Annotated in this window: 22 protein-coding genes and 1 tRNA gene; 15 read left to right on the top strand and 8 right to left on the bottom strand. The window is 39.0% G+C overall.

Features of this window, described 5'->3' with window-relative positions:
* Positions 1 to 7: 7 nt before the first annotated feature.
* From CXY28_RS07160 to CXY28_RS07150, 3 genes are read right to left on the bottom strand one after another with little or no spacing between them, the layout of a single operon-like run.
* Entirely contained in the window at positions 8 to 547 is a 540-nt protein-coding gene (locus CXY28_RS07160; protein ID WP_100980217.1) for a DUF2393 domain-containing protein, read from the bottom strand.
* 6 nt (positions 548 to 553) lie between these two features.
* On the bottom strand, positions 554 to 1,642 hold the full coding sequence (locus tag CXY28_RS07155; protein ID WP_001121052.1) for a prohibitin family protein: 1,089 nt from the start codon (positions 1,640 to 1,642) through the stop codon (positions 554 to 556).
* A gap of 20 nt (positions 1,643 to 1,662) precedes the next feature.
* Positions 1,663 to 3,141, bottom strand: a complete 1,479-nt coding sequence (locus CXY28_RS07150; protein WP_100980215.1) for a DEAD/DEAH box helicase — start codon at positions 3,139 to 3,141, stop codon at positions 1,663 to 1,665.
* Positions 3,142 to 3,331: 190 nt separating this feature from the next.
* On the opposite strand from CXY28_RS07150, the gene CXY28_RS07145 reads away from it, so the two are divergent.
* From CXY28_RS07145 to hcpE, 12 genes are all read left to right on the top strand, one after another.
* Entirely contained in the window at positions 3,332 to 4,360 is a 1,029-nt protein-coding gene (locus tag CXY28_RS07145) for a flagellar basal body P-ring protein FlgI (RefSeq protein ID WP_100980213.1), read from the top strand.
* Positions 4,357 to 4,674: a hypothetical protein gene (locus tag CXY28_RS07140; RefSeq protein WP_000609406.1), complete on the top strand. Its 318-nt coding sequence runs from the start codon at positions 4,357 to 4,359 to the stop codon at positions 4,672 to 4,674. Before CXY28_RS07145 ends, CXY28_RS07140 begins: the two co-directional genes overlap by 4 nt.
* Positions 4,671 to 5,816 carry an acid survival sensor histidine kinase gene (gene flgS / locus CXY28_RS07135; protein WP_100980211.1) on the top strand — a complete coding sequence of 382 codons (1,146 nt, stop codon included), beginning with the start codon at positions 4,671 to 4,673 and terminating at the stop codon, positions 5,814 to 5,816. Before CXY28_RS07140 ends, flgS begins: the two co-directional genes overlap by 4 nt.
* 204 nt (positions 5,817 to 6,020) lie before the next feature.
* Positions 6,021 to 6,455 carry a DNA starvation/stationary phase protection protein gene (gene dps / locus CXY28_RS07130; protein WP_000846455.1) on the top strand — a complete coding sequence of 145 codons (435 nt, stop codon included), beginning with the start codon at positions 6,021 to 6,023 and terminating at the stop codon, positions 6,453 to 6,455.
* A gap of 20 nt (positions 6,456 to 6,475) precedes the next feature.
* On the top strand, positions 6,476 to 6,760 hold the full coding sequence (locus CXY28_RS07125; RefSeq protein WP_100980209.1) for a DUF2018 family protein: 285 nt from the start codon (positions 6,476 to 6,478) through the stop codon (positions 6,758 to 6,760).
* Complete coding sequence (locus CXY28_RS07120; RefSeq protein WP_015644603.1) at positions 6,753 to 7,148, top strand: hypothetical protein; 396 nt, start codon at positions 6,753 to 6,755, stop codon at positions 7,146 to 7,148. Before CXY28_RS07125 ends, CXY28_RS07120 begins: the two co-directional genes overlap by 8 nt.
* 9 nt (positions 7,149 to 7,157) lie before the next feature.
* Positions 7,158 to 8,081 carry a polyprenyl synthetase family protein gene (locus CXY28_RS07115; RefSeq protein WP_100980207.1) on the top strand — a complete coding sequence of 308 codons (924 nt, stop codon included), beginning with the start codon at positions 7,158 to 7,160 and terminating at the stop codon, positions 8,079 to 8,081.
* On the top strand, positions 8,081 to 9,430 hold the full coding sequence (gene hemA / locus CXY28_RS07110; RefSeq protein ID WP_100980205.1) for a glutamyl-tRNA reductase: 1,350 nt from the start codon (positions 8,081 to 8,083) through the stop codon (positions 9,428 to 9,430). Before CXY28_RS07115 ends, hemA begins: the two co-directional genes overlap by 1 nt.
* 3 nt (positions 9,431 to 9,433) lie before the next feature.
* Positions 9,434 to 11,167, top strand: a complete 1,734-nt coding sequence (gene proS, locus CXY28_RS07105; protein ID WP_100980203.1) for a proline--tRNA ligase — start codon at positions 9,434 to 9,436, stop codon at positions 11,165 to 11,167.
* Positions 11,168 to 11,177: 10 nt separating this feature from the next.
* Entirely contained in the window at positions 11,178 to 12,098 is a 921-nt protein-coding gene (gene hemC, locus CXY28_RS07100; protein ID WP_100980201.1) for a hydroxymethylbilane synthase, read from the top strand.
* Positions 12,098 to 12,469 (top strand): c-type cytochrome, encoded by a 372-nt coding sequence (locus CXY28_RS07095; RefSeq protein ID WP_100980199.1) that lies wholly within the window; start codon positions 12,098 to 12,100, stop codon positions 12,467 to 12,469. The genes hemC and CXY28_RS07095 overlap by 1 nt, the downstream gene beginning before the upstream one ends.
* Positions 12,470 to 12,561: 92 nt before the next feature.
* Positions 12,562 to 13,623, top strand: coding sequence for a Sel1-like repeat protein HcpE (gene hcpE, locus CXY28_RS07090; RefSeq protein ID WP_100980197.1), 1,062 nt, complete (start codon positions 12,562 to 12,564; stop codon positions 13,621 to 13,623).
* Positions 13,624 to 14,358: 735 nt separating this feature from the next.
* Here the strand turns inward: hcpE and CXY28_RS07085 are convergent.
* Genes CXY28_RS07085 through dsbK form a run of 4 tightly spaced genes read right to left on the bottom strand, consistent with a single transcriptional unit; the run spans position 14,359 to position 17,548 of the window.
* Entirely contained in the window at positions 14,359 to 14,889 is a 531-nt protein-coding gene (locus CXY28_RS07085; RefSeq protein ID WP_100980195.1) for a hypothetical protein, read from the bottom strand.
* Entirely contained in the window at positions 14,889 to 16,061 is a 1,173-nt protein-coding gene (locus CXY28_RS07080) for a glutathionylspermidine synthase family protein (RefSeq protein WP_100980194.1), read from the bottom strand. The genes CXY28_RS07085 and CXY28_RS07080 overlap by 1 nt, the downstream gene beginning before the upstream one ends.
* A 23-nt stretch (positions 16,062 to 16,084) precedes the next feature.
* A complete protein-coding gene (locus CXY28_RS07075; RefSeq protein WP_100980192.1) occupies positions 16,085 to 16,735 on the bottom strand; it encodes a UPF0323 family lipoprotein in 651 nt (216 codons plus the stop codon).
* 15 nt (positions 16,736 to 16,750) lie between these two features.
* Positions 16,751 to 17,548: a protein disulfide-isomerase DsbK gene (gene dsbK, locus CXY28_RS07070; RefSeq protein ID WP_001917591.1), complete on the bottom strand. Its 798-nt coding sequence runs from the start codon at positions 17,546 to 17,548 to the stop codon at positions 16,751 to 16,753.
* Positions 17,549 to 17,655: 107 nt separating this feature from the next.
* Here dsbK and kdsB point away from each other — a divergent pair, with 107 nt between their 5' ends.
* The 3 genes from kdsB (at position 17,656) to CXY28_RS07055 (ending at position 20,245) form a co-directional block, all read left to right on the top strand.
* On the top strand, positions 17,656 to 18,381 hold the full coding sequence (kdsB, locus tag CXY28_RS07065) for a 3-deoxy-manno-octulosonate cytidylyltransferase (RefSeq protein WP_100980190.1): 726 nt from the start codon (positions 17,656 to 17,658) through the stop codon (positions 18,379 to 18,381).
* Between the two features lie 200 nt (positions 18,382 to 18,581).
* Complete coding sequence (hopA, locus tag CXY28_RS07060; RefSeq protein ID WP_100980188.1) at positions 18,582 to 20,042, top strand: porin HopA; 1,461 nt, start codon at positions 18,582 to 18,584, stop codon at positions 20,040 to 20,042.
* Between the two features lie 128 nt (positions 20,043 to 20,170).
* Positions 20,171 to 20,245: transfer RNA gene (locus CXY28_RS07055), tRNA-Asn, on the top strand.
* A gap of 32 nt (positions 20,246 to 20,277) precedes the next feature.
* Here CXY28_RS07055 and CXY28_RS07050 read toward each other — a convergent pair.
* The gene (locus CXY28_RS07050; RefSeq protein WP_198542636.1) at positions 20,278 to 21,435 is read right to left on the bottom strand and encodes a SulP family inorganic anion transporter; all 1,158 of its coding nucleotides are present in this window, start codon (positions 21,433 to 21,435) and stop codon (positions 20,278 to 20,280) included.
* Positions 21,436 to 21,804 lie beyond the last annotated feature (369 nt).

The following is a 21,804-nucleotide window of genomic DNA, read 5'->3' as shown; positions in this document are numbered from 1 at the left end:
CTTTTTTCTACAAACAAAACAAAGAAACTTGATAGGGGGCTGTTTTTGAATAAGGGTAGTTATCAATAAAGAATGAAAAGACCTTAGATTCTTTGGGCAAAATCTTTTCTTTAAAGGTTTTTTCATAGCTTTTTTTGACAAACCATTTAAACGCATGCTCTTCTACAAAATTGTGAGGGTTTTTAAGCACTTCTAGGCGTAAAACGCATTTGTTTAGACTGAATTTGGAATGGTTTTTGACTCCCACTTGCAAAGAAAAGGCGTTGCTATAACTTAAAGGGTTAGCGTGCAAGATGCGTGTTTCTATGGGGTAAATCGCTTGAGTGAGTAAAACATTCAAAACAAAAGGCATGCTTAAAAACGCGCCCAAAAAAGTTGTTGCCGCTATATAGCTAGCTATGCGGTTTCTTAAAAGCAAAGCCAAAAGGAGCAAAATCGCGCAAAAAAGGATTAAAACGCCTGCTATTAAAACGCTAATTAAAGTCGCTTGGCTTAAAAATCCCTTAAAAGACTCCAAAAAAGCTTGGATAAAGGCAAGAGACGCCATGCGTTTTTAAGGCTCTTTAGTCTCGGCAATACTAGATTTAACCTTACTTTTAGTGTCAATCCAAATATTAGGCACAGCCCCACCTGGAGTGAGCATGATTTGAGCGTTGTTATTCGTTTTTAACGCTTCATTAAACTGGCCTTGAACTTCAATTTGGCGCAGTCTTAAAAGCTTGTCGCTCAAGCTTTGTGAAATGCTCAAATTGGCTTGAGATTTTGCCTTAGCTTCAATCACGATCGCATCCGCCACGCCTTGAGCCTTAATCCTGTTAGCGTCCGCTTCCCCTTTAGCCAGAGCGGCTTGTTTTTGAGCTTCTTGCTTGGAGCGCTCCACCTCGTATTTCACCCTTTCTGATTCTTGGCGCGCGATTTGGACTTTTTCAATTTGCTCTTTAATCTTAGCGGGCAAGACGATTTCTCTCAATTGGATAGAGCTTAATTCCACAGGGGTGTTGGGGAGCTTAGAAACTTCTTTATTGATACCGCTATTGATAAGAGCGGCGATTTCATTGCGCTTAATGGGTAAATCTTCAGCCGGATAGCGCCCCACGACAGATCGCACCACATCGCGCACCACAGGGTTGATGATCTTTTGCTCCCAAGATAAGCCATAAGTAGCGATCGTTTGGGGGGTGGTTTGGGGGTTTAGGCGGTATTGCACGGTGAGTTCAATAGAAACGGTCAAACCTCTGCTATCCATCACATTAATAGCGTCGTTTCTAAAAATCCCTTGGTTTTTACCCGCCACGCCCATGTCTTCGGTGCGTGAAAAATTGATATTCCTGATCCTTGTATCTACAATGAGAATGTCTTGAATGATAGGCACAAAAAAGTGGATTCCTGGCTGTAAGGGGGTGGGTTCGTATTTCCCGGCGGTAATTTTAATGCCAATTTCTCCTGAGCTGATCACTTCAAAAGGCTTGGCCAAAAAAGCGATAACGCCTAAAAGGACAATGACGATTAAAACCGATAGTTTTTTAGAATTAAAAGAGTTAGACGGCGGAATGAAACGCCCCCCATTATTAGGCGTATTAGGCGTGGGGGTTTCTCTTTGAGGATTTTTCTTTTTTAAATGTTCGTTCAAATCAATGGGCATGAATTTCCTTTTTAAATATTTTAACGGCGTTTGGGTTTTTTAGAATGGTGGTTTGTTTTAGGGTGTCTGTCTCTGTGCTGGCCCTTTTTGAAAGAACGCGCTGGCTCATGTTGGTGCGTTTTTTTGTTAGAGAGTTTTGGCGTTTTTTCTTTAGGGTTTTGAATCGCATCAATTTCTTGCTGGTTCAAGCCAATTTTGCTGGTTTCAAACTGCAAACTCAAAAGTTTTAAAACCAATTGAGACGGCTCAAAAATTTCGGTAAGCTGTTCATAAAGGCTGATGATCCCTTCAGACACTTTAGCGTCATGCAAGGTTTTGATGATCTGATTTTCGTTAATGGTGGGGATTTCAAAAAGTTCAATCTCTGAATCAATTTCTTTTTGCATGCGTAAAAGCTCTTTGTATTCTAAAGGGGTTACTAAAGTGATCGCCATGCCTTTTTTGCCCGCTCGCCCGGTTCTCCCGATGCGATGGATATAGCTCTCGGTGTTTAGAGGCAAATGGTAATTAAACACATGGCTTACACCGCTAATATCTAGCCCACGGCTCGCCACATCTGTAGCCACCAACACATCAGCGTCATTTTTTTTAAACGCCATGATAGAAGAGCGGCGATTCCTTTGATCCATATCCCCATGCAAGGCGGTGCTTTTGTAATTTTTAGAAGCAAGGAATTGGTGCAATTCATCGGCTTCTTTTTTGGTGCGCGTGAAAACGATGCTCTTTTTGGGCGCTTGGGTGTCTAAAAGGCGCATGATCGCTTCGGCCCTCTCATGCTCGTTGATCACATAAAAGCGTTGGGTGATGTCGGTGTTAGTGATATTAGAAGGAGCGATATGGATTTTAATAGGGTTTTCTAAAATCTTATCCGCTAGTCTTTTAATCGGCTCTGGCATCGTGGCTGAAAAAAGCAAAATCTGCGCTTCGCTAGGGAGGTAGTCAAAAATCTCTTCAATATCGTCTAAAAACCCCATATCCAGCATTTCATCGCTTTCATCTAAAACGACCACTTTAGGCACAAATTTATGGATGCGTTCGTTTTTTAAATGATCCAACAACCTTCCTGGTGTAGCGATCATCACTTGGGGGTTTTTCTTAATGAATTCGCATTGCTTTTTAACGCTCTGGCCTCCATACACGCACACGGTTTTAGTCCTGGTGTGTTTGCCCAATTTGAAAATCTCATCGCTAATTTGCATGGCTAATTCTCTGGTGGGCGTGATCACTAAGGCCTCTATGGTGTGGTTGTTTTTAAGGTTGTTGATAATGGGCAGAGCGAAAGCGGCGGTTTTTCCTGTGCCTGTTTGGGCTTGTGCGATGACATCTCGGCCTTGCAAAACAGCCGGAATGGCCTTTTCTTGAATGGGGCTTGGGGAAGTGAAGCCGGCTTCATAGACGGATTTTAAAACCGATTCTTTTAAGCCCAAATCATTAAAACTCGGCTTATGATAAGCGTCATCATCAATTTCTGTAGGGAGTGGTGGTTGATTCAATTCCATGGGAGATTCATACCTCAATTTAATTTGAAACTTTAATAAAAAGCTAATAAAAGGCTAAAATTAAAATCTTTGATTTAAAGTTTATAAGATTTTTGAGTATAGCATAAAAATGCGCTCAATTAGGTTTAAAGTTTTTATAAAAGGCTTATGCTAAAATAATTCAGAATTTAGGGAATAAGAAAGGGTTTGATTGAAACGGGTGTTTTTATGGCTTATTTTTGTATTAGCCTTTCACAAGCTTTTGGCCGAAAAAATAGGCGATATAGCGAGCGTGGTGGGCGTAAGGGATAACCAGCTGATTGGTTATGGGCTTGTGATTGGCTTGAATGGCACAGGGGATAAATCCGGCTCAAAATTCACCATGCAATCCATTTCTAACATGCTAGAGAGCGTGAATGTCAAAATCTCTGCAGATGATATTAAATCTAAAAATGTCGCTGCAGTGATGATTACAGCCTCCTTACCCCCCTTTGCAAGACAGGGCGATAAGATTGATATTCACATTTCTTCTATTGGCGATGCAAAATCCATTCAAGGAGGGACTTTGGTGATGACCCCTTTAAATGCGGTAGATGGGAATATTTACGCCCTCGCTCAAGGGGCTATCACTTCGGGTAATTCCAATAACTTGCTCTCAGCCAATATCATCAACGGAGCGACTATTGAAAGGGAGGTTTCGTATGATTTGTTCCATAAAAACGCCATGGTTTTAAGCCTAAAAAGCCCTAATTTTAAAAACGCTATCCAAGTGCAAAACACTTTAAATAAAGTATTTGGCAATAAAGTAGCCATAGCGCTAGATCCAAAAACCATTCAAATCACCCGCCCAGAGCGTCTTTCTATGGTAGAGTTTTTAGCCTTAGTGCAAGAAATCCCTATTAATTACAGTGCGAAAAATAAGATCATTGTAGATGAAAAATCAGGCACGATCGTTTCAGGAGTGGATATAATAGTGCATCCTATAGTGGTTACAAGCCAAGACATCACGCTGAAAATCACTAAAGAGCCTTTAAATGATTCTAAAAACACGCAAGATTTAGACAATAACATGTCCTTAGACACCGCTCATAACACGCTGAGCTCTAACGGGAAAAACATCACCATTGCCGGGGTGGTAAAAGCCTTACAAAAAATTGGCGTGAGCGCTAAGGGGATGGTTTCAATCTTGCAAGCCCTAAAAAAAAGCGGCGCGATTAGCGCTGAAATGGAGATACTATGATAAACAACAATAAAGCCATGTTAGAGCAATACAACGTTTCTAAATTAGCGAGCGAAGAGAAATTAAAAGCGTTAGCTCAAAATAAAAACGACAAACTCCTCAAAGAACAAACCGATTCTTTTGAAGCGTTGCTTTTAAAATTCATGCTGGATAGCGCTATGAAAATGGATAACCCTTTGTATCCTAAAGCCCCAGGCGATGAGATTTACACATCCATGTATAAGGACACCCTTTCTAAAGAATTGAGCGGGAATTTTGGCTATAGCGAAATGCTGTTTAATTTCTTAAAAGAGCAAGAAAAACAAAAACCATGAAAAAATCCAAGCGCTTAAAACGCCCTTATTTAAAGCGTTCCCATTTGAAACACTCTAACAAGGCTTCTTCTTTCAAGGGGTTGTTAAAAAAAGAGGATAATGTGATTTCATTAGAAAATTTTAAACCCAAAGAGAGCGAAGATTTATTAGAAAATTTTTCCAACAAAAAAGACATGCAAGAATTACTAGGGCTTTTAAACCAATTTATTTTACAAAGTTACAAGGTGGAAAAGGAGTTTAAGGATTATAAAGCTCTTTATGAGTGGGTCATAGAGATTTTACCGCAAGCGATTTGGGTGATGAATGAAAACGGGAGCTTTTTTTATAAAAATTCTTTAGCCAATCAAAGCCATGAGGTGTTCAATAAGGCTAAATTAGAAAATTTTAACACTGAAATTGAACATGAAAATAAAAGCTATTTAGTCCAGCAAAACAGCATTCAAGGCAAGCAAATCATCACCGCAACCGATATTAGCACTCAAAAACGTCAAGAGCGGCTCGCTTCTATGGGGAAAATCTCAGCGCATTTAGCCCATGAGATCAGAAACCCCGTAGGCTCTATCTCTCTTTTAGCTTCGGTGTTATTAAAGCATGCGAACGAAAAGACTAAGCCCATTGTTGTGGAATTGCAAAAAGCTTTATGGCGCGTGGAAAGGATCATTAAAGCCACCTTGCTTTTTTCTAAAGGCATTCAAGCCAACCGCACTAAGCAAAGTTTGAAAACGCTAGAGAGCGATCTCAAAGAAGCCCTAAATTGCTACACTTACTCCAAAGATATTGATTTTCTTTTTAATTTTAGCGATGAAGAAGGGTTTTTTGACTTTGATTTGATGGGGATTGTGTTGCAAAACTTCTTGTATAACGCCATTGATGCGATTGAAGCCTTAGAAGAGAGCGAACAGGGGCAGGTGAAGATTGAAGCGTTCATTCAAAATGAATTTATCGTCTTCACCATTATTGATAATGGTAAGGAAGTGGAAAATAAAAGCGCTCTATTTGAGCCTTTTGAAACCACTAAATTAAAGGGGAATGGTCTAGGGTTAGCCCTGTCTTTACAAGTCGTTAAAGCCCATGAAGGGAGCATTGCGCTATTAGAAAATCAAGAAAAAACCTTTGAAATTAGGATTCTTAACGCTTCTTGAGTGATAATATCCCCCTTAAAAAATGAGTTTTACGATAAAACAAAATTTTAAAAAGATTAAATAATATTAAATTGAATAGGGTTTATCAATATTTAACAAAAACTAAGATCAAAAAAATTTTTTATTAACTCTTTTGGTGTAGGATAGCGATCAAGGTTTTTATGAAAGTAAAAGCCTAAAACAATTTTAAAAAAAGGACTTTTGATGAAAACATTTGAAATTTTAAAACATTTGCAAGCGGATGCGATCGTGTTATTTATGAAAGTGCATAACTTCCATTGGAATGTGAAAGGCACCGATTTTTTCAATGTGCATAAAGCCACTGAAGAAATTTATGAAGAATTTGCGGACATGTTTGATGATCTCGCTGAAAGGATCGCTCAATTAGGACACCACCCCTTAGTCACTTTATCCGAAGCGCTCAAACTCACTCGTGTTAAAGAAGAAACTAAGACGAGCTTCCACTCTAAAGACATCTTTAAAGAAATTCTAGGCGATTATAAACACCTAGAAAAAGAATTTAAAGAGCTTTCTAACACCGCTGAAAAAGAAGGCGATAAAGTCACCGTAACTTATGCGGACGATCAATTAGCCAAGTTGCAAAAATCCATTTGGATGCTAGAAGCCCATTTGGCTTAAGCTATCAAAAAGAAGCCAGCATGAGAGATTACAGCGAGCTTGAAATTTTTGAGGGAAACCCCTTAGACAAGTGGAATGACATCATTTCTCATGCGAGTAAAAAGCTTTCTAAAAAAGAGCTAGAAAGGCTTTTAGAGCTTCTGGCTCTCTTGGAAACTTTTATAGAAAAAGAAGACTTGGAAGAAAAGTTTGAATCTTTCGCTAAAGCTTTAAGAATGGATGAAGAGTTGCAACAAAAAATAGAGAGCAGGAAAACAGACATTGTGATCCAATCCATGGCGAATATTCTCAGTGGGAATGAATGAGCTTATCCGCTATGGCTTGATATTTCTCTTTTTTTTAAAAGCGTTTGGGCTTGATTATGGGATAGATAAAACGCTAGAATTAAAAAAAGATGAAGTGTTTAAAGCGATCATCAAAGACACTTCAAATGAACAAACCAAAGAAATCACGCTCTATTGGACGCTATATGCAAATAAAGGTTTAGTCATTAACATGCGTTTTAACCATTTCCCTTACCAGTTTATTTTATACACCGATCATGCGAGAAACACCTATAATCTCAAAGTTTTTGGAGAAAAATTTTCTTCTAACAGCATTCTGTCGCTTGTGTTTAAAGATTTTAAAGAAGATAAAGCCACTTTAAGGCTTTTAGCCCTTATGCCCCTTGTTTTTTCTCCTAAAGAGCCTTAAGGAATTTGCATGCAAGAAAAACAACTTCAAGCTATTCAAAATAAGATCGCTTCTTGGATCAAAGAAATAGAAAGCGGCTTTATAGATGAATTGTTTTCTAAGATTGGCCCTTCAAAAATGCTGCGCTCCAAACTCATGCTCGCTTTGTTAGACGAAAAAACAGACGCTATTTTATTAGATAAAGCGTTCAATTTGTGCGCGATTGTAGAAATGATACAGACCGCTTCTTTATTGCATGATGATGTGATTGACAAGGCGGCCATGCGCCGAAAGCTCCCCAGCATTAACGCTCTTTTTGGTAATTTTAACGCCGTGATGCTTGGGGATGTGTTTTATTCTAAAGCCTTTTTTGAATTGTCTAAAATGGGCGAAGTAATCGCTCAAATTCTCTCTAATGCGGTTTTAAGGCTCTCTAGGGGCGAGATTGAAGACGTGTTTGTGGGGGAAAGTTTCAATAGCGACAAACAAAAATACTGGCGTATTTTAGAAGACAAGACCGCTCATTTCATGGAAGCGAGCTTAAAAAGCATGGCGATTCTTTTAAATAAAGACGCCAAAATGTATGCGGATTTTGGGTTGCATTTTGGCATGGCGTTTCAAATTATTGATGATTTATTAGACATCACTCAAGACGCCAAAACTTTAGGTAAGCCCAATTTTAGCGATTTTAAAGAAGGCAAGACCACTCTACCCTACTTGCTTTTATATGAAAAATTGAATCCGCATGATCAAGGGCTTTTAATTTCCTATTTCAAACAAGATAGCCATGAAATCGTAGAATGGACTAAGGAAAAATTCAAGCAATATGGTATCATAGAAGAAACCCTTAAGATCGCTCAAGTTTATTCTAAAAAGGCTCTTGAAGCCATTAAAGGGGAAAACAATTTGGTTTTAGAAAAACTAGCGCAAGATGTCATTTATAGGACTTTTTAATGGAGTTAGAAACTCATTTATCAAAATATTTCACCCTAGCCTTTACGCATAAAAGCATGAGCTTAGAAATGCGAGAAAAACTCGCTATCAATTCGCTTGCAACACTTAAAGAATTTTTACAAACCATTAAAACCCACTGCCCTAACATCAAAGAGTGCATGGTGTTATCCACATGCAATCGCTTTGAAATCTATGCGAGCCTAAAGCACGGCGCTAATACTAATGAACAAAAAAGCGCACTATTAAAGATTTTGGCTCAAAATAAAAAAATGAGCGTGTCTGATTTGGAAAAATGCGTTTTAATCAATACTGATGCAAGCGCGGTCCATCATGTCTTTAGCGTGTGCAGCAGTTTGGATAGCTTGGTGGTTGGGGAAACTCAAATCACAGGGCAGATGAAAAACGCTTATAAATTCGCCTTTGAAGAGAAATTTTGCTCCAAAGATTTAACCCGATTGCTCCATTTTGCTTTCAAATGCGCCGCTAAAGTGCGCAATTTAACCGGCATTTCCAAGCAAGGGGTTTCCATCTCTTCAGTGGCGGTCAAAGAAGCGCTTAATATTTTTGAAAAAGAAAGGATTAAGGATAAAAAAGCCCTTGTGATAGGGCTTGGCGAGATGGCTCAATTAGTCATCAAACACCTTTTAAACAAGCAATTTGAAGTGCTTATTTTAGGGCGTAATGCGGCTAAATTTGAAGATTTCATCAAAGAATTAGAAGAGCCTAAAAAAGTGAGCTTCCAAAATATAGAAAATTTAAACGCTTATATCAATGAATACGCATTGCTTTTTTGCGCCACTTCTTCGCCGAACTTTATCGTGAAAAATTCCATGCTAAAAGAAACGATTTTCAGGCGTTTTTGGTTTGATTTGGCCGTGCCACGAAATATTGAAAAACCGGTATTTAATAATATTTTCTTATACAGCGTGGATGATTTAGAGCCTATGGTGAAAGAAAATGTGGGAAACAGGCAAGAAAGCCGGACGAAAGCTTATGAGATTGTAGGGCTTGCCACAATGGAGTTTTACCAATGGATCCAAAGCTTAGAAGTGGAGCCTGTGATTAAGGATTTAAGGGAATTGGCTAGGATTTCAGCTCAAAAGGAATTGCAAAAGGCGCTCAAAAAACGCTATGTGCCTAAAGAATACGAAGGCAATATTGAAAAGATCTTGCACAACGCTTTCAATACTTTTTTACACCACCCTACTATCGCTTTAAAAAAGAACGCTCAAAAAGAAGAATCCGATGTGCTTGTGGGCGCGATTAAAAACTTGTTTAATTTAGACAAGTCTAGCGCTAATCATGCCCAGAATTTGAATCTCTATAAATGCGAATATTACGAGGAATAATGCATGCTGTTTTCAAAACTCTTTGCCCCCACTCTCAAAGAACCCCCAAAAGATGCCGTGTTAAAAAGCCATAAGCACTTAGCTCAAGCAGGATACATTTATCAAGTAGGCAGCGGGATTTATAATTTTTTGCCTTTAGCTAAAAAAGTGCTAGACAAGATAGAAAACATCACGCACAAGCGCATGCAAGAGCATGGGGCACAAAATATTTTAATGAGCTTTGTGGTTTTGGCGAGTTTGTGGGAAAAATCAGGCCGTTTGGATAAATACGGCAAGGAATTACTGGTTTTTAAAGACCGAAAAGACAATGATTTTGTTTTAAGCCCCACTTTAGAAGAAAATATCACCGAAATTGCCGCTAATTTCATTAAAAGCTACAAGCAATTACCCGTCCATCTCTATCAAATCCACACAAAATTCCGTGATGAAATCCGCCCTCGATTTGGGCTAGTGAGAGCGAGGGAATTTATCATGAAAGATGGTTACAGCTTTCATGAAGACGCTGAAAGCTTGGATAAGGAATTTTTAAACACGCAAAACGCTTATAAGGAGATTTTAAGCGATTTGGGTTTGGATTTTCGCATTGTGGAAGCGGATAGTGGGGCGATTGGAGGGAGTAAAAGCAAGGAATTTGTCGTTTTAACCGAATGCGGGGAAGACACGATCGTGGTGTGTCAAAATTGCGATTACGCCGCCAATATTGAAATCGCTAAACGCTCTAAAAGGTCTGAGCCTTTAAATGTCCCCAAAGCGCAATTAGCGAAATTCCCCACCCCTAATACCACTAGCGCGCAAAGCGTGGCGGAGTTTTTCAAAACAGAGCCTTATTTTGTTTTAAAGGCGATCATTAAAAAAGTGATCCATAAAGATAAAGAAACCCTAGCGTGCTTTTTTGTTAGGGGCGATGACAATTTAGAAGAGACTAAATCCCTAAATGCCTTGAACATTATAGGGGCGAACGCTTTAGAATTGAGAGAGGCGAGTCAAAAAGATTTGGATAATGCAGGGTTAATAGCGGGCTTTATAGGGCCTTATGGCTTGAAAAAGCATGTTTCTTATATTATTTTTGATGAAGATTTAAAAGAGGGCGATTGCTTGATCGCTGGGGCTAATGAAAAGGATTTTCATGCGGTGGGCGTGGATTTAAAAGGGTTTGAAAATCTTGTTTATGCGGATATTGTCCAGGTTAAAGAAAGCGATCATTGCCCTAATTGTCAAGGAGCGTTGAAATACCATAAGAGTTTGGAAGTGGGGCATATTTTCAAACTCGGGCAAGGCTATGCTAAAAGCTTGAAGGCGAGTTTCTTGGATAAGAATGGTAAGGAGCAATTTTTTGAAATGGGGTGCTATGGGATAGGCATTAGCCGATTGCTCAGCGCGATTTTAGAGCAAAAAAGCGATGATTTAGGCTGTGTGTGGACGAAAAATACCGCTCCTTTTGATGTGGTGATCGTGGTTTCTAATTTAAAAGATGAAGCGCAAAAAAAACTCGCTTTTGAAGTGTATGAAAGGCTGCTCCAAAAGGGTGTTGATGTGTTGTTAGATGACAGAGACGCGCGTTTTGGGGCAAAGATGAGGGATTTTGAATTGATTGGGGAACGATTAGCGCTCATTGTTGGGAAGCAAACTTTAGAGAATAAAGAATTTGAATGCATCAAACGCGCTAATTTAGAAAAACAAACGCTTAAAGACGCAGAATTAGAAGAAAAAATTTTAGAAATGTTAGCGAGCGAATAAGGGGGAGAGAGTGGGAAATTTAGTGATTGGCTCTAGGGGGAGCGAACTAGCCTTATGGCAAGCGAATCACATTAAAGAACGCTTGAAAAAAGAATGCTCTATAGAAAGCGAGATTCAAATCGTTAAAACTAAGGGCGATAAAATCTTAGACACCCCTTTAAATAAGATTGGCGGTAAGGGGCTATTCACTAAGGAATTAGAAGAATTGCTTTTAAAAGGCGAAATTGATTTGGCGGTGCATTCTTTAAAAGATGTGCCGGTCGTGTTTGAAAAGGGGTTAGACTTGGCATGCATCACTAAAAGGGCTGATGTGAGAGACACTTTTTTAAGCGTGAAATTCCCTGATTTGATGAGTTTGCCTAAAGGGGCCAAGGTTGGCACGACTTCTTTAAGACGCTCCATGCAGCTCAAACTGAAGCGCCAGGATCTAGACACAGAAAGCTTAAGGGGGAATGTCCAAACCCGTTTGAAAAAGCTTGAATGCGGTGAATTTGACGCTATCATTTTGGCTGAAGCTGGGTTATGCCGCCTAGAAATTCAAGGAGCGAAATACCGCAAGGCTTTTAGCGTGGAAGAAATGATTCCTAGCATGGGTCAGGGGGCTTTAGGGGTGGAAATGCTCAAAAACCACAAGCATTTTGCCACGCTTCAAAAACTCAACGATGCAAAAAGCGCATTTTGTTGCCGTTTAGAAAGGGAGTTTATCAAGGGGCTTAATGGGGGGTGTCAGATCCCTATAGGCGTGCATGCGAGTTTAATGGGCGATAGGGTTAAAATCCAAGCGGTTTTAGGCTTGCCTAACGGGAAAGAAGTCATTACTAAAGGAAAGCAAGGGGATAAAACTAAAGCGTTTGATTTAGTTCAAGAGCTTTTAGAAGAATTTTTGCAAAGCGGCGCTAAAGAGATTTTAGAAAAGGCGCAGTTGTTTTAATGCGTTTGTTTATCGCGCTAGTTTTGTTTTGGTGGTGGTTAAGTTTGAGCGCTAAAGAAGCGGATTTCATCTCTGATTTTGAATACGGGATGGCTCTTTATAAAAACCCTAGGGGTGTTGCGTGCGCGAAATGCCATGGCATTAAAGGCGAACAACAAGAAATCACTTTTTATTATGAAAAAGGCGAGAAAAAAATCCTCTACGCCCCTAAAATCAACCATTTAGATTTTAAAACCTTTAAAGACGCCCTGAGTTTAGGCAAAGGCATGATGCCTAAATACAATCTCAATTTAGAAGAAATCCAAGCGATTTACCTTTATATCACCTCTTTAGAGCATAAAGAAGAGCGTAAGGATTCTCCTAAGCCTTAATCAAAGCGCTTGATTTATGCTAAAATGGAGCGTTGCATTTTTGTTTTGATTAAAGAAGGGTTCTAAAAATCAGAATTTAAAAGAAGGTAGAAATGAGTGTCAAAATTTTAAAAATATTAGTTTGTGGGTTATTTTTTTTGAATGCCCATTTATGGGGGAAACGAGACAATAGTTTTTTGGGGGTTGCTGAAAGAGCCTATAAAAGCGGGAACTATTCTAAAGCCACATCTTATTTTAAAAAAGCATGCAACGATGGGGTGAGTGAAGGTTGCACGCAATTAGGAATCATTTATGAAAACGGGCAAGGCACTAGAATAGATTATAAAAAAGCCCTAGAATATTATAAAACCGCATGCCAGGCTGATGATAGGGAAGGGTGTTTTGGTTTAGGGGGGCTTTATGATGAGGGGTTAGGCACGGCTCAAAATTATCAAGAGGCCATTGACGCTTATGCTAAGGCGTGCGTTTTAAAACACCCTGAGAGTTGCTACAATTTAGGCATTATTTATGACCGAAAAATCAAAGGCAATGCCGATCAAGCGGTTACCTACTACCAAAAAAGCTGTAATTTTGATATGGCTAAGGGGTGTTATGTTTTGGGCGTGGCTTATGAAAAAGGCTTTTTAGAAGTCAAACAAAGCAACCATAAAGCCGTCATCTATTATTTGAAAGCGTGCCGATTGGACGATGGGCAGGCTTGTCGCGCGTTAGGGAGTTTGTTTGAAAATGGCGATGCAGGGCTTGATGAAGATTTTGAAGTGGCGTTTGATTATTTGCAAAAAGCTTGTGTTTTAAACAATTCTGGTGGTTGCGCGAGTTTAGGCTCTATGTATATGTTAGGCAGGTATGTCAAAAAAGATCCCCAAAAGGCTTTTGATTATTTCAAACAAGCATGCGATATGGGGAGCGCGGTGAGTTGCTCTAGGATGGGCTTTATGTATTCCCAAGGGGACGCTGTTCCAAAAGACTTGAGGAAAACCCTTGATAATTATGAAAGGGGTTGCGATATGGGCGATGAAGTGGGCTGCTTCGCTCTAGCGGGCATGTATTACAACATGAAAGATAAAGAAAACGCCATAATGATTTATGACAAGGGCTGTAAATTGGGCATGAAACAAGCATGCGAAAACCTCACTAAACTCAGGGGGTATTGAAAATTTAACCAATCCCCTAAATTTCCCCTAAATTATCATCGTGTTTGACTCAAAACTTTTCAAAGATTTGGCTCTGTTTTAAGAACCAAAGCAGAAACCCACCCTATTAATTTTTAATCTTTAGTGTTTTTAGGGATTTGTCTATTTTCAAAAAGAAAACTTTTTGAATGTTTTTTGCGGTTGTTTGGTTGTGTTTGTTAGTGTGTTTTTATATTGTAAATTTTTGTTAGGTTAGCTTGAAGTGGGTTTTAGGTTTAAAAGTCCTATAAAAATGTTTTAGCGTGTTTTTGCGCTATGGATAGATATGCGTTTGGTTGTGTTTTTCAATAGCTTTAATTTATGGCTTTTGCGTGGTTATTATTATAAGCACGCTATAAATACGAATCACACAATAATAGAGCGGTATGCGCACGCTATAAAAAGACTTGATAAAAATAACGAAAAATAGTTAAATTTCAAGCGTTCTTTCAAAAATTGTTGTCAGATGAGACAGATAAAACGCTTTTAGTTTAAAGATAGAGTTTTAGGGGTTTTTTGTGTTGGTTTAGTTATTCTTTAATTTTTTAAAAAATGGGGTTTTTAAAACTCATAAAAGGATAGGGGTATTTTGAAATCATTCCCCTACAACCCCCTTTTTTAAAATCCCCCTAACCCCCTAAGAGCACCTTATGAGAGACTATCGCTCGCTTAACTCTTTTTTTGATTGTGAAAAACACCTTTAGTGTTTAAAAAACCCTATAAAGACCAATAGATCGCTCCAAAGAATACGATACTCCCTATCAAAACGCTTATAAACATGCGTTTAGTGTCCTTAAAAGCCACCATTAAAAACGCGCTCAAATAAAACAACAATAAAAACACGCAAAAAATCCCCAAAAGCACTTGAAACACGATACCCACCTTAGCTTTATGCAGCATGATGAGTGCGCCTAAAAAGCCCCTTTCAATGGTTTTGATTTTTATTTGATCGCCTTTAGTTTCAAGGTTGATTTCATACAAAGGCGTGCCAATGATTAATGCTCCTCTATGCTCTCTAGGCTCTATCTTTTTAGGCATAGCGATATGGTTTTCTTTTATAAAGTCTTTCAAAAAATCCAATCGTTCTTCTTTTTTTAAGGATTTTTCTAAAACCCACTCTTTGATAGTAGCGCCAGTGTCTTGGCGCACTTTAAAGAGCAATGAAAGCCCGCTAATGGCAAAAAGAAGCGCCAAAGGGAAGAAAAAAGTGGTCGCATAAATGTGAAAATAACGCATCATTGCGCTCATTATTGCAACATGTGGCTCACGAATTTAGAAAAATTATCCAAGATCAACCCCCCTTTTCTAAACCCTAACGCGCAAGATTCATAAGCAAAAAACACATTAGGCTGATAATACAACCCGTTATGCGAATTGAGCTCGTAAAACTCTTGATAAACGGGTTTGTGGTTAGAATAAACGCCGTCCGTTTTCAAAAGCGATTGCATGGAAGCTTCAAAGATTTCACTATTCGCCCCTTCCCTACCAAAAGCCACTTTTTTGATTTGCTTTTTATGGGCTAAAGGCTCATAACTCGTTTCTAACAATAAGGGGTGGTTGGGGTATCTGTCCCATAAAAGTTTTAAAAAACGCTTGGATTGGAAAAGGATCGTATAAGCCGGGTTTAAAAAAATCGTGTTTTTATTTTCCATCATGCCTTGCATCAAAAGGGCTAATTCTGGCTCATCAATAGCGATGTTTTCCCATGGGATCAGTTTGAATAAAAACTCATAATTCAAGCCGTTTTTAAACACGCCCTCTTCTATATTAAACTCCACCTCATCAATGTAAGAAAAATCCGTTTCAAACCCCACGCTCTGAGCAGCGTCTTGCAAAAAACGCATGGTGCGCTCTTCTTCAATATTCTCTCTAACGCTTGAAAAAAGGATTTTCCACCCCTCATACATTTCCTCAAAACGGCCCGTGTCTTCGCCCAAAGTTACCATGCGTTTAAAATTCTCGCCAAGCGCTTCATAAAGGTTATTGAATTGCTTGTTTTCATCATAACCATTCGCTTTGAGTAACGCCCATTGAATCACTGCGGTTTCATAAAGCATGGTAGGGGTATCAGCGTTAAATTCCAGTAATTTAATGGGTTTGCCATCAAGCCCCCCGGCTAAATCAAAACGCCCGTAAATATGCCAATGCACTTCTTCTTCAAAACTCTGTTTGATCATAGGAACGAGTGCGTTAGGAATATCCAATTCAAAAAAGCGATCGTTTTGAATGGCCTCTTCAGCCGTCTCTACAAACATGTCATAAAGCTCATTACAAGCGTCATAATAAGCGTCCGCTTCTTTTTGAGAAACAACCACCATTTCATCAGCGATATAAGATGACATGTCGTCATTCGTGTGCCAATCTAAGCCGATTTCTTCTAAGGTCTTATTGTCTAAAGGTTTTAAAGGAATCACTTGCATTTTTTAGCCTTGAATCAATTAAATTATGAGTTAAAGCCCCTTGTCCCAGAGCTTACCGCAGGCGAACTGGTAGGCCTACTAGAGCCAAAAAAACCGCTCTGTCCCTTACTCGCACCGCCCATGCTTGAAGTGCTAGGTGCGCTTTTAGAAAAGGAATTTTGAGAACGTTGGTAAGCTTGTGGGGATTTGTAGGTCCGTTGGGCGTTTTGCTGATAATTAGGGTTATTGAAAAGCTTATTGCCAATATAACTCCCTAAAATCGCCCCCGCCGCGCTCCCTAAAATCGCGCTCCCCAAGCCAAAGCCTGAGCTTTCATTACTCCCACCCCCATTATTAGGCTGGATAAGTTTGCTCGTGCCGTTATCAATTTTGGCTTCTTCTTCTTTGATGAGCTTTTGAATCTCTTCATTGCTCAACACGCGTTCATTGCCTTGCAAATCGCGCACTATAATGTGGGTTCTTGAGCTGGGGTATTCTTCAACGACCTTGTAAGATTTATCCTTTTGCTCTTCTAAAATCACAAACGCACCTTTTTGAACGCTTTGACTTAAAGAGCTTTGCTCTTTTGGTTTGTCATCAGCATTGCCCTTACACCCCACAATGCTCACCATCACTAACGCGCTCAAACCACCCACGATCGCATAATCAGAAATTTTTCTGTAGGGTTTTTTCATGAGAGTAACCTTATATCATGCCTTATAATGGTATAAGAAAGGCACACCCTTAATCACGCCAGATTCAAAAATCTTTTTCGTGGTATTTTCCACTTTAGTGCGTAAATCTTCAGGCTCTTTTTGAGCGTTAATATCGTATTGGGTGGAATAAATCTTTTCAAGAATAGAGATTTTATCTTCCACGCTCGCTCCCCTAGCCCTAGCTTTCGCCATTTCTTCTTGGATCAAAGCCGCTTTTTTAGCCGAATTGACCCCAAGCCACCCCACTACAACCATTCTCACGGTGTTTTCTTTTAAGTGATCCCTGAGTTTAGTGAGCTCTTTTTGGCAATGCGGGCACATGGGATCAGAGACAATATAAAGGATTTTATCCTTATTTTCAGCGTTAGTAGAGGGCAACTCTATCGCATAATCAGCCGGTATTTCATTAAAAATAGCGTTCAATTTCGCGCTATTTTGTTGGGTAGCGTTAAGGGCTTGGATTTTTTGATTGGTTTCTGCGACTAATTGCACATCTTCGCTTTTATTGCTAAAAAAGATATTGCTAAGCCCTATGATTAAATTACCATCCTTACTCACTACAAGCGGAATATTGTATTTAGTGTCCGGATCTTCAATAACGACCATTTTTAAATCTTGGCTGGATTTTAAAGGTTTGATTTCTAAAATACGCACCTTTTTATTGGTCTGTTTTTCAATCACGCTCACTAAATTATCCTGCATCCGTTTGTCATTAGCTGAAACTGAATGTTTAGGGGCTGCCCCTAAGCCTACAAGAAGTAACGCGCTCAACACACTCGCTCTTAATATCATTAAAACTCCTAAAGTTCAATAGCCTAAATCCTTACAATAAAAGGAATAAGCTTTTAAAGGGTATAATACCATAAAAATCCCCTATTTTGGCTTAAAAAGGTTTAAAGATGATTATCATTCCTGCTAGATTAAAATCCAGTCGTTTTGAAAATAAAGTGCTAGAAGATATTTTTGGCTTGCCTATGGTAGTCCGTTGTGCTAAAAATGCGAATCTAGTAGATGAATGCGTAGTCGCTTGCGATGATGAAAGCATCATGCAAACATGCCAAAAATTTCGCATTAAAGCGGTGCTAACTTCTAAACACCATAATAGCGGCACGGAACGCTGTTTGGAAGCGGCACGAATTTTAGGGTTAAAAGACGATGAAAGGGTTTTAAACCTGCAAGGCGATGAGCCTTTTTTAGAAAAAGAAGTCATTTTAGCCTTATTAGAAGCCACCAAAAACGCCCCTTTCATGGCGACTTGCGCTAAAGTCATTGATGAAGAGCAAGCCAAAAACCCCAATTTAGTCAAGGTGGTTTTAGACAGCCAAAATAACGCCTTGTATTTTTCGCGCTCCCTTATCCCTTTTTTACGAGATTTTGATGCGAAACGCCAAACCCCCCTTTTAGGGCATATCGGTATTTATGGCTTCCACAATAAAGAAATCTTAGAAGAATTATGTGCTTTAAAACCTTGCGTTTTAGAGGAAATAGAAAAATTAGAGCAATTAAGGGCTTTGTATTACCAAAAAAAGATTGCAGTGAAAATCGTTCAAAGTAAAAGCGTGGGCATTGACACCAAAGAGGATTTAGAAAACGCTTTGAAAATTTTTAGCCCCAATCTCCTTTGAGCGCTAAAATTTAAAAAGCGCTCAAAACATTTTTCACCATTAAAAACCTCTTTTTAAATCCAAAAAAAAGCAAAATTTCTTAATTTTTGCTCAATTTTATTAAAAATTCAATAAATTTATGGCACACTTTAAACGCATTGTAAATAAAGTTTCAATTTGATACGATTTTACAAACAAAACATTACTTTAAGGAACATTTTATGAAAAAAACGATTTTACTTTCTCTTATGGCGTCATCGCTCCTTGCTGAAAATGACGGCGTTTTTATGAGCGTGGGCTACCAAATCGGCGAAGCGGTTCAACAAGTGAAAAACACCGGCGAAATCCAAAAAGTCTCCAACGCTTACGAAAATTTGAACAATCTTTTAACCCGCTATAACGAGCTCAAACAAACGGCCTCTAACACTAATTCAAGCACCGCTCAAGCGATTGATAATCTAGAAAAGAGCGCTAGCCGATTGAAAACGACCCCTAATACCGCTAATCAAGCCGTGTCCTCAGCACTCAGCTCTGCGGTGGGCATGTGGCAAGTGATCGCCTCTAATTTAGCCAATAACTCGCTATCTTCTAGCGAATACGAAAAACTCAAAGCAACTTCTCAATTGCTCCAAAATACCCTAGAAAATAAAAACACAGCCAACAATAATACCACCATTGATAATGACTATGACCAGCTTTTAACTCAAGCTAGCACCATTATTAATACCCTTCAAAGCCAATGCCCAGGAATAGACGGAGGCAATGGCAAACCGTGGGGCATTAATGCAAGCGGGAACGCATGCACTATTTTTGGCAACACCTTTAGCGCTATTAATAGCATGATTGATAGCGCTAAAAAAGCCGCCGCGCAATCCCGAAGAACTGACCCAGAAAGTCCAAACCAACCAAGCGCATTTACCAACGCTGATTTCAATAAAAACCTTAATCAAGTATCAAGCGTTATTAATGACACTATCTCTTATCTCAAAGGGGACAATTTAGCAACCATCTATAACACCCTTCAAAAAACGCCCGATTCTAAAGGGTTTCACAGTTTGGTGAGCCGATCTAGCTATAGTTATTCTCTCAACGAAACCCAATATTCTGAATTCCAAACTACCACCAAAGAGTTTGGCAACAACCCCTTTAGAAGCGTGGGTTTAATCAACTCTCAAAGCAATAACGGGGCGATGAATGGCGTGGGCGTGCAATTAGGCTATAAGCAATTCTTTGGGAAAAATAAATTTTTTGGGATCCGGTATTATGCCTTTTTTGATTACAACCATGCCTATATCAAATCCAACTTTTTTAACTCCGCTTCTAATGTTTTCACTTACGGCGCAGGCAGTGATCTTTTATTGAACTTCATCAATGGCGGATCCGATAAAAACCGCAAAATCTCTTTTGGCATTTTTGGAGGCATCGCTCTAGCAGGCACAACATGGCTTAATTCGCAATTTGTGAATTTAAAAACCACCACTAGCATCTACAACGCTAAAATCAACAACACCAATTTCCAATTCTTATTCAATACCGGTTTAAGGCTTCAAGGGATTCACCATGGCGTTGAATTAGGCGTGAAAATCCCCACCATCAACACGAATTACTATTCTTTCATGGGCGCTAAATTAGCATTCCGAAGACTTTATAGCGTGTATTTCAATTATGTTTTGGCTTATTGATATGGAATCGGTTCTCATTACTAATGAGAACAAAGCCAATTTTTTGGCTCTCAATGAATAACGGCATCATTTTACTTGACTTTTTACAAAAAACACACTAAAATTTCTTTTTCTTTTTTGAGCGAAATTCCAGATTAGCTCAGCGGTAGAGTAGGCGGCTGTTAACCGCTTGGTCGTAGGTTCGAATCCTACATCTGGAGCCATACTTTTAACTCATCTTTTTTATAGCAAAAATTCATGCAATCCCTTCAGATTTGATCCATAACGCATTGACCAACACCCCCACCACAACCCCTATCGCTAAATTATGCGTGTATAAAACCACCGCCACGACTAAGAGCATGTTCAGCGTGTCATAGAGCTTGATTTTTTTAATGTTAATAATGGATTGGAAATTAAAAGTGGTGAAAGAAATCATCACCATCACCGCCACAACCGCTACAATGGGGATCTTAACCACGTATTCATTAAACACTAATATTAGCACCATTAAAGAAAAGCCGGCAAAAAAAGTAGAAAGCCTTGTTTTAGCCCCGGATTTTGCGTTAATGATAGACTGCCCCACTAAAGCGCACCCTGTCATTCCCCCCAAAAGCCCTGAGACGATATTCCCCAAGCCTTGCGCTTTAGTTTCTTTATTTTTATCGCTCACGCCATCTTTTAAAATCACATCTAAAGTTTTAGCGGTCAATAAGCTTTCTATCGTGCCTACTAGCGCTAAAGAAAGAGCGTAAGGCAACAATTCTATAACGATTTTAAAATCCAAATTTTTGGGGATAATGATGAAATGAAAGCCTGAAACCCCTTGCTCAATGCTCCCCAAATTCGGCGCATGCATATCAAAAATTAAAGCGATCGCGCTCACTACAAGGATACAAATCAAATTAGAGGGGATTTTTTTAGTGATTAAAGGGAAGAGGTAAATAATCAATATCCCAATAAAAAGCAAGATAAACACCCCTAAATTTTGGTTTTGAAGGAATTTGAATTGCTCCATTAAAAGCAAAATGCCTAGCGCGTTCACAAAGCCATACATCACTGATTGGGGGATAAACCTCAAAAGATTCCCTATTTTCAAATAGCCTAAAAGAATTTGCAACACCCCTGCCATAAGAGTCGCCACGCCCGCGTATTCAAGCCCATAATTTTTAACCACGCCCACTAAAATGAGCGCCACTGAACCGGCCGCTGCGCTAATCATCGCCTTTCTAGCCCCAAAAAGAGACAAAACAAAAGCCATATAAAAGGTCGTATAAAACGCCACGCCCACATCTAAACCCACCATGATCGCAAAACCGGCCGTCTCTGGGATCACAGAAAGCCCCACCACAAAACCAGACAGCAAATCTTTTTGAACGTTGCTCAACCATTCTTTTTGTATCTTTTCAAACATGCCTTTCTTTCCCATTGGAATGGCTTGATTGTAACCAAAGATTTAAAAACCAATTTCAAACCGGATAAAATCCCTTTTCTTAAATCAAGCTCTATGATATTTTATTTTAAAAAATACTTAAAATTTTTTTTTTTTTTTTTCAAAATATAAATTTTAAGTTAAGAATAAGCGTTTTATGGTAAAATGGCGAAATTTCATAAACATGACTATCATGGGAATGTGAAATCAAACAAAAGGAAGGTAACATGAAAATCAAAAAATCCCTCTTACTCTCTCTTTCTCTCATGGCTTCATTATCAAGGGCTGAAGATGACGGATTTTACATGAGCGTGGGCTATCAAATCGGTGAAGCGGTTCAAAAAGTGAAAA

It is taken from the genome of Helicobacter pylori (genome assembly GCF_002832345.1).
Classification (GTDB): Bacteria; Campylobacterota; Campylobacteria; order Campylobacterales; family Helicobacteraceae; genus Helicobacter; species Helicobacter pylori_CP.
Note: the sequence above shows the minus strand (reverse complement) of the source record. Positions and strands in the feature narration are given on the sequence as shown.

What these genes read in the sequence shown, in the direction of transcription:
- CXY28_RS07160 (WP_100980217.1), bottom strand. Translation starts at nt 547, where the DNA reads ATGGCGTCTCTTGCCTTTATCCAAGCTTTTTTGGAGTCTTTTAAGGGA.
- CXY28_RS07155 (WP_001121052.1), bottom strand. Translation starts at nt 1,642, where the DNA reads ATGCCCATTGATTTGAACGAACATTTAAAAAAGAAAAATCCTCAAAGA.
- CXY28_RS07150 (WP_100980215.1), bottom strand. Translation starts at nt 3,141, where the DNA reads ATGGAATTGAATCAACCACCACTCCCTACAGAAATTGATGATGACGCT.
- CXY28_RS07140 (WP_000609406.1), top strand. Translation starts at nt 4,357, where the DNA reads ATGATAAACAACAATAAAGCCATGTTAGAGCAATACAACGTTTCTAAA.
- flgS (WP_100980211.1), top strand. Translation starts at nt 4,671, where the DNA reads ATGAAAAAATCCAAGCGCTTAAAACGCCCTTATTTAAAGCGTTCCCAT.
- dps (WP_000846455.1), top strand. Translation starts at nt 6,021, where the DNA reads ATGAAAACATTTGAAATTTTAAAACATTTGCAAGCGGATGCGATCGTG.
- CXY28_RS07125 (WP_100980209.1), top strand. Translation starts at nt 6,476, where the DNA reads ATGAGAGATTACAGCGAGCTTGAAATTTTTGAGGGAAACCCCTTAGAC.
- CXY28_RS07120 (WP_015644603.1), top strand. Translation starts at nt 6,753, where the DNA reads ATGAATGAGCTTATCCGCTATGGCTTGATATTTCTCTTTTTTTTAAAA.
- CXY28_RS07115 (WP_100980207.1), top strand. Translation starts at nt 7,158, where the DNA reads ATGCAAGAAAAACAACTTCAAGCTATTCAAAATAAGATCGCTTCTTGG.
- hemA (WP_100980205.1), top strand. Translation starts at nt 8,081, where the DNA reads ATGGAGTTAGAAACTCATTTATCAAAATATTTCACCCTAGCCTTTACG.
- proS (WP_100980203.1), top strand. Translation starts at nt 9,434, where the DNA reads ATGCTGTTTTCAAAACTCTTTGCCCCCACTCTCAAAGAACCCCCAAAA.
- CXY28_RS07095 (WP_100980199.1), top strand. Translation starts at nt 12,098, where the DNA reads ATGCGTTTGTTTATCGCGCTAGTTTTGTTTTGGTGGTGGTTAAGTTTG.
- hcpE (WP_100980197.1), top strand. Translation starts at nt 12,562, where the DNA reads ATGAGTGTCAAAATTTTAAAAATATTAGTTTGTGGGTTATTTTTTTTG.
- CXY28_RS07085 (WP_100980195.1), bottom strand. Translation starts at nt 14,889, where the DNA reads ATGAGCGCAATGATGCGTTATTTTCACATTTATGCGACCACTTTTTTC.
- CXY28_RS07080 (WP_100980194.1), bottom strand. Translation starts at nt 16,061, where the DNA reads ATGCAAGTGATTCCTTTAAAACCTTTAGACAATAAGACCTTAGAAGAA.
- CXY28_RS07075 (WP_100980192.1), bottom strand. Translation starts at nt 16,735, where the DNA reads ATGAAAAAACCCTACAGAAAAATTTCTGATTATGCGATCGTGGGTGGT.
- dsbK (WP_001917591.1), bottom strand. Translation starts at nt 17,548, where the DNA reads ATGATATTAAGAGCGAGTGTGTTGAGCGCGTTACTTCTTGTAGGCTTA.
- kdsB (WP_100980190.1), top strand. Translation starts at nt 17,656, where the DNA reads ATGATTATCATTCCTGCTAGATTAAAATCCAGTCGTTTTGAAAATAAA.
- hopA (WP_100980188.1), top strand. Translation starts at nt 18,582, where the DNA reads ATGAAAAAAACGATTTTACTTTCTCTTATGGCGTCATCGCTCCTTGCT.
- CXY28_RS07050 (WP_198542636.1), bottom strand. Translation starts at nt 21,435, where the DNA reads ATGTTTGAAAAGATACAAAAAGAATGGTTGAGCAACGTTCAAAAAGAT.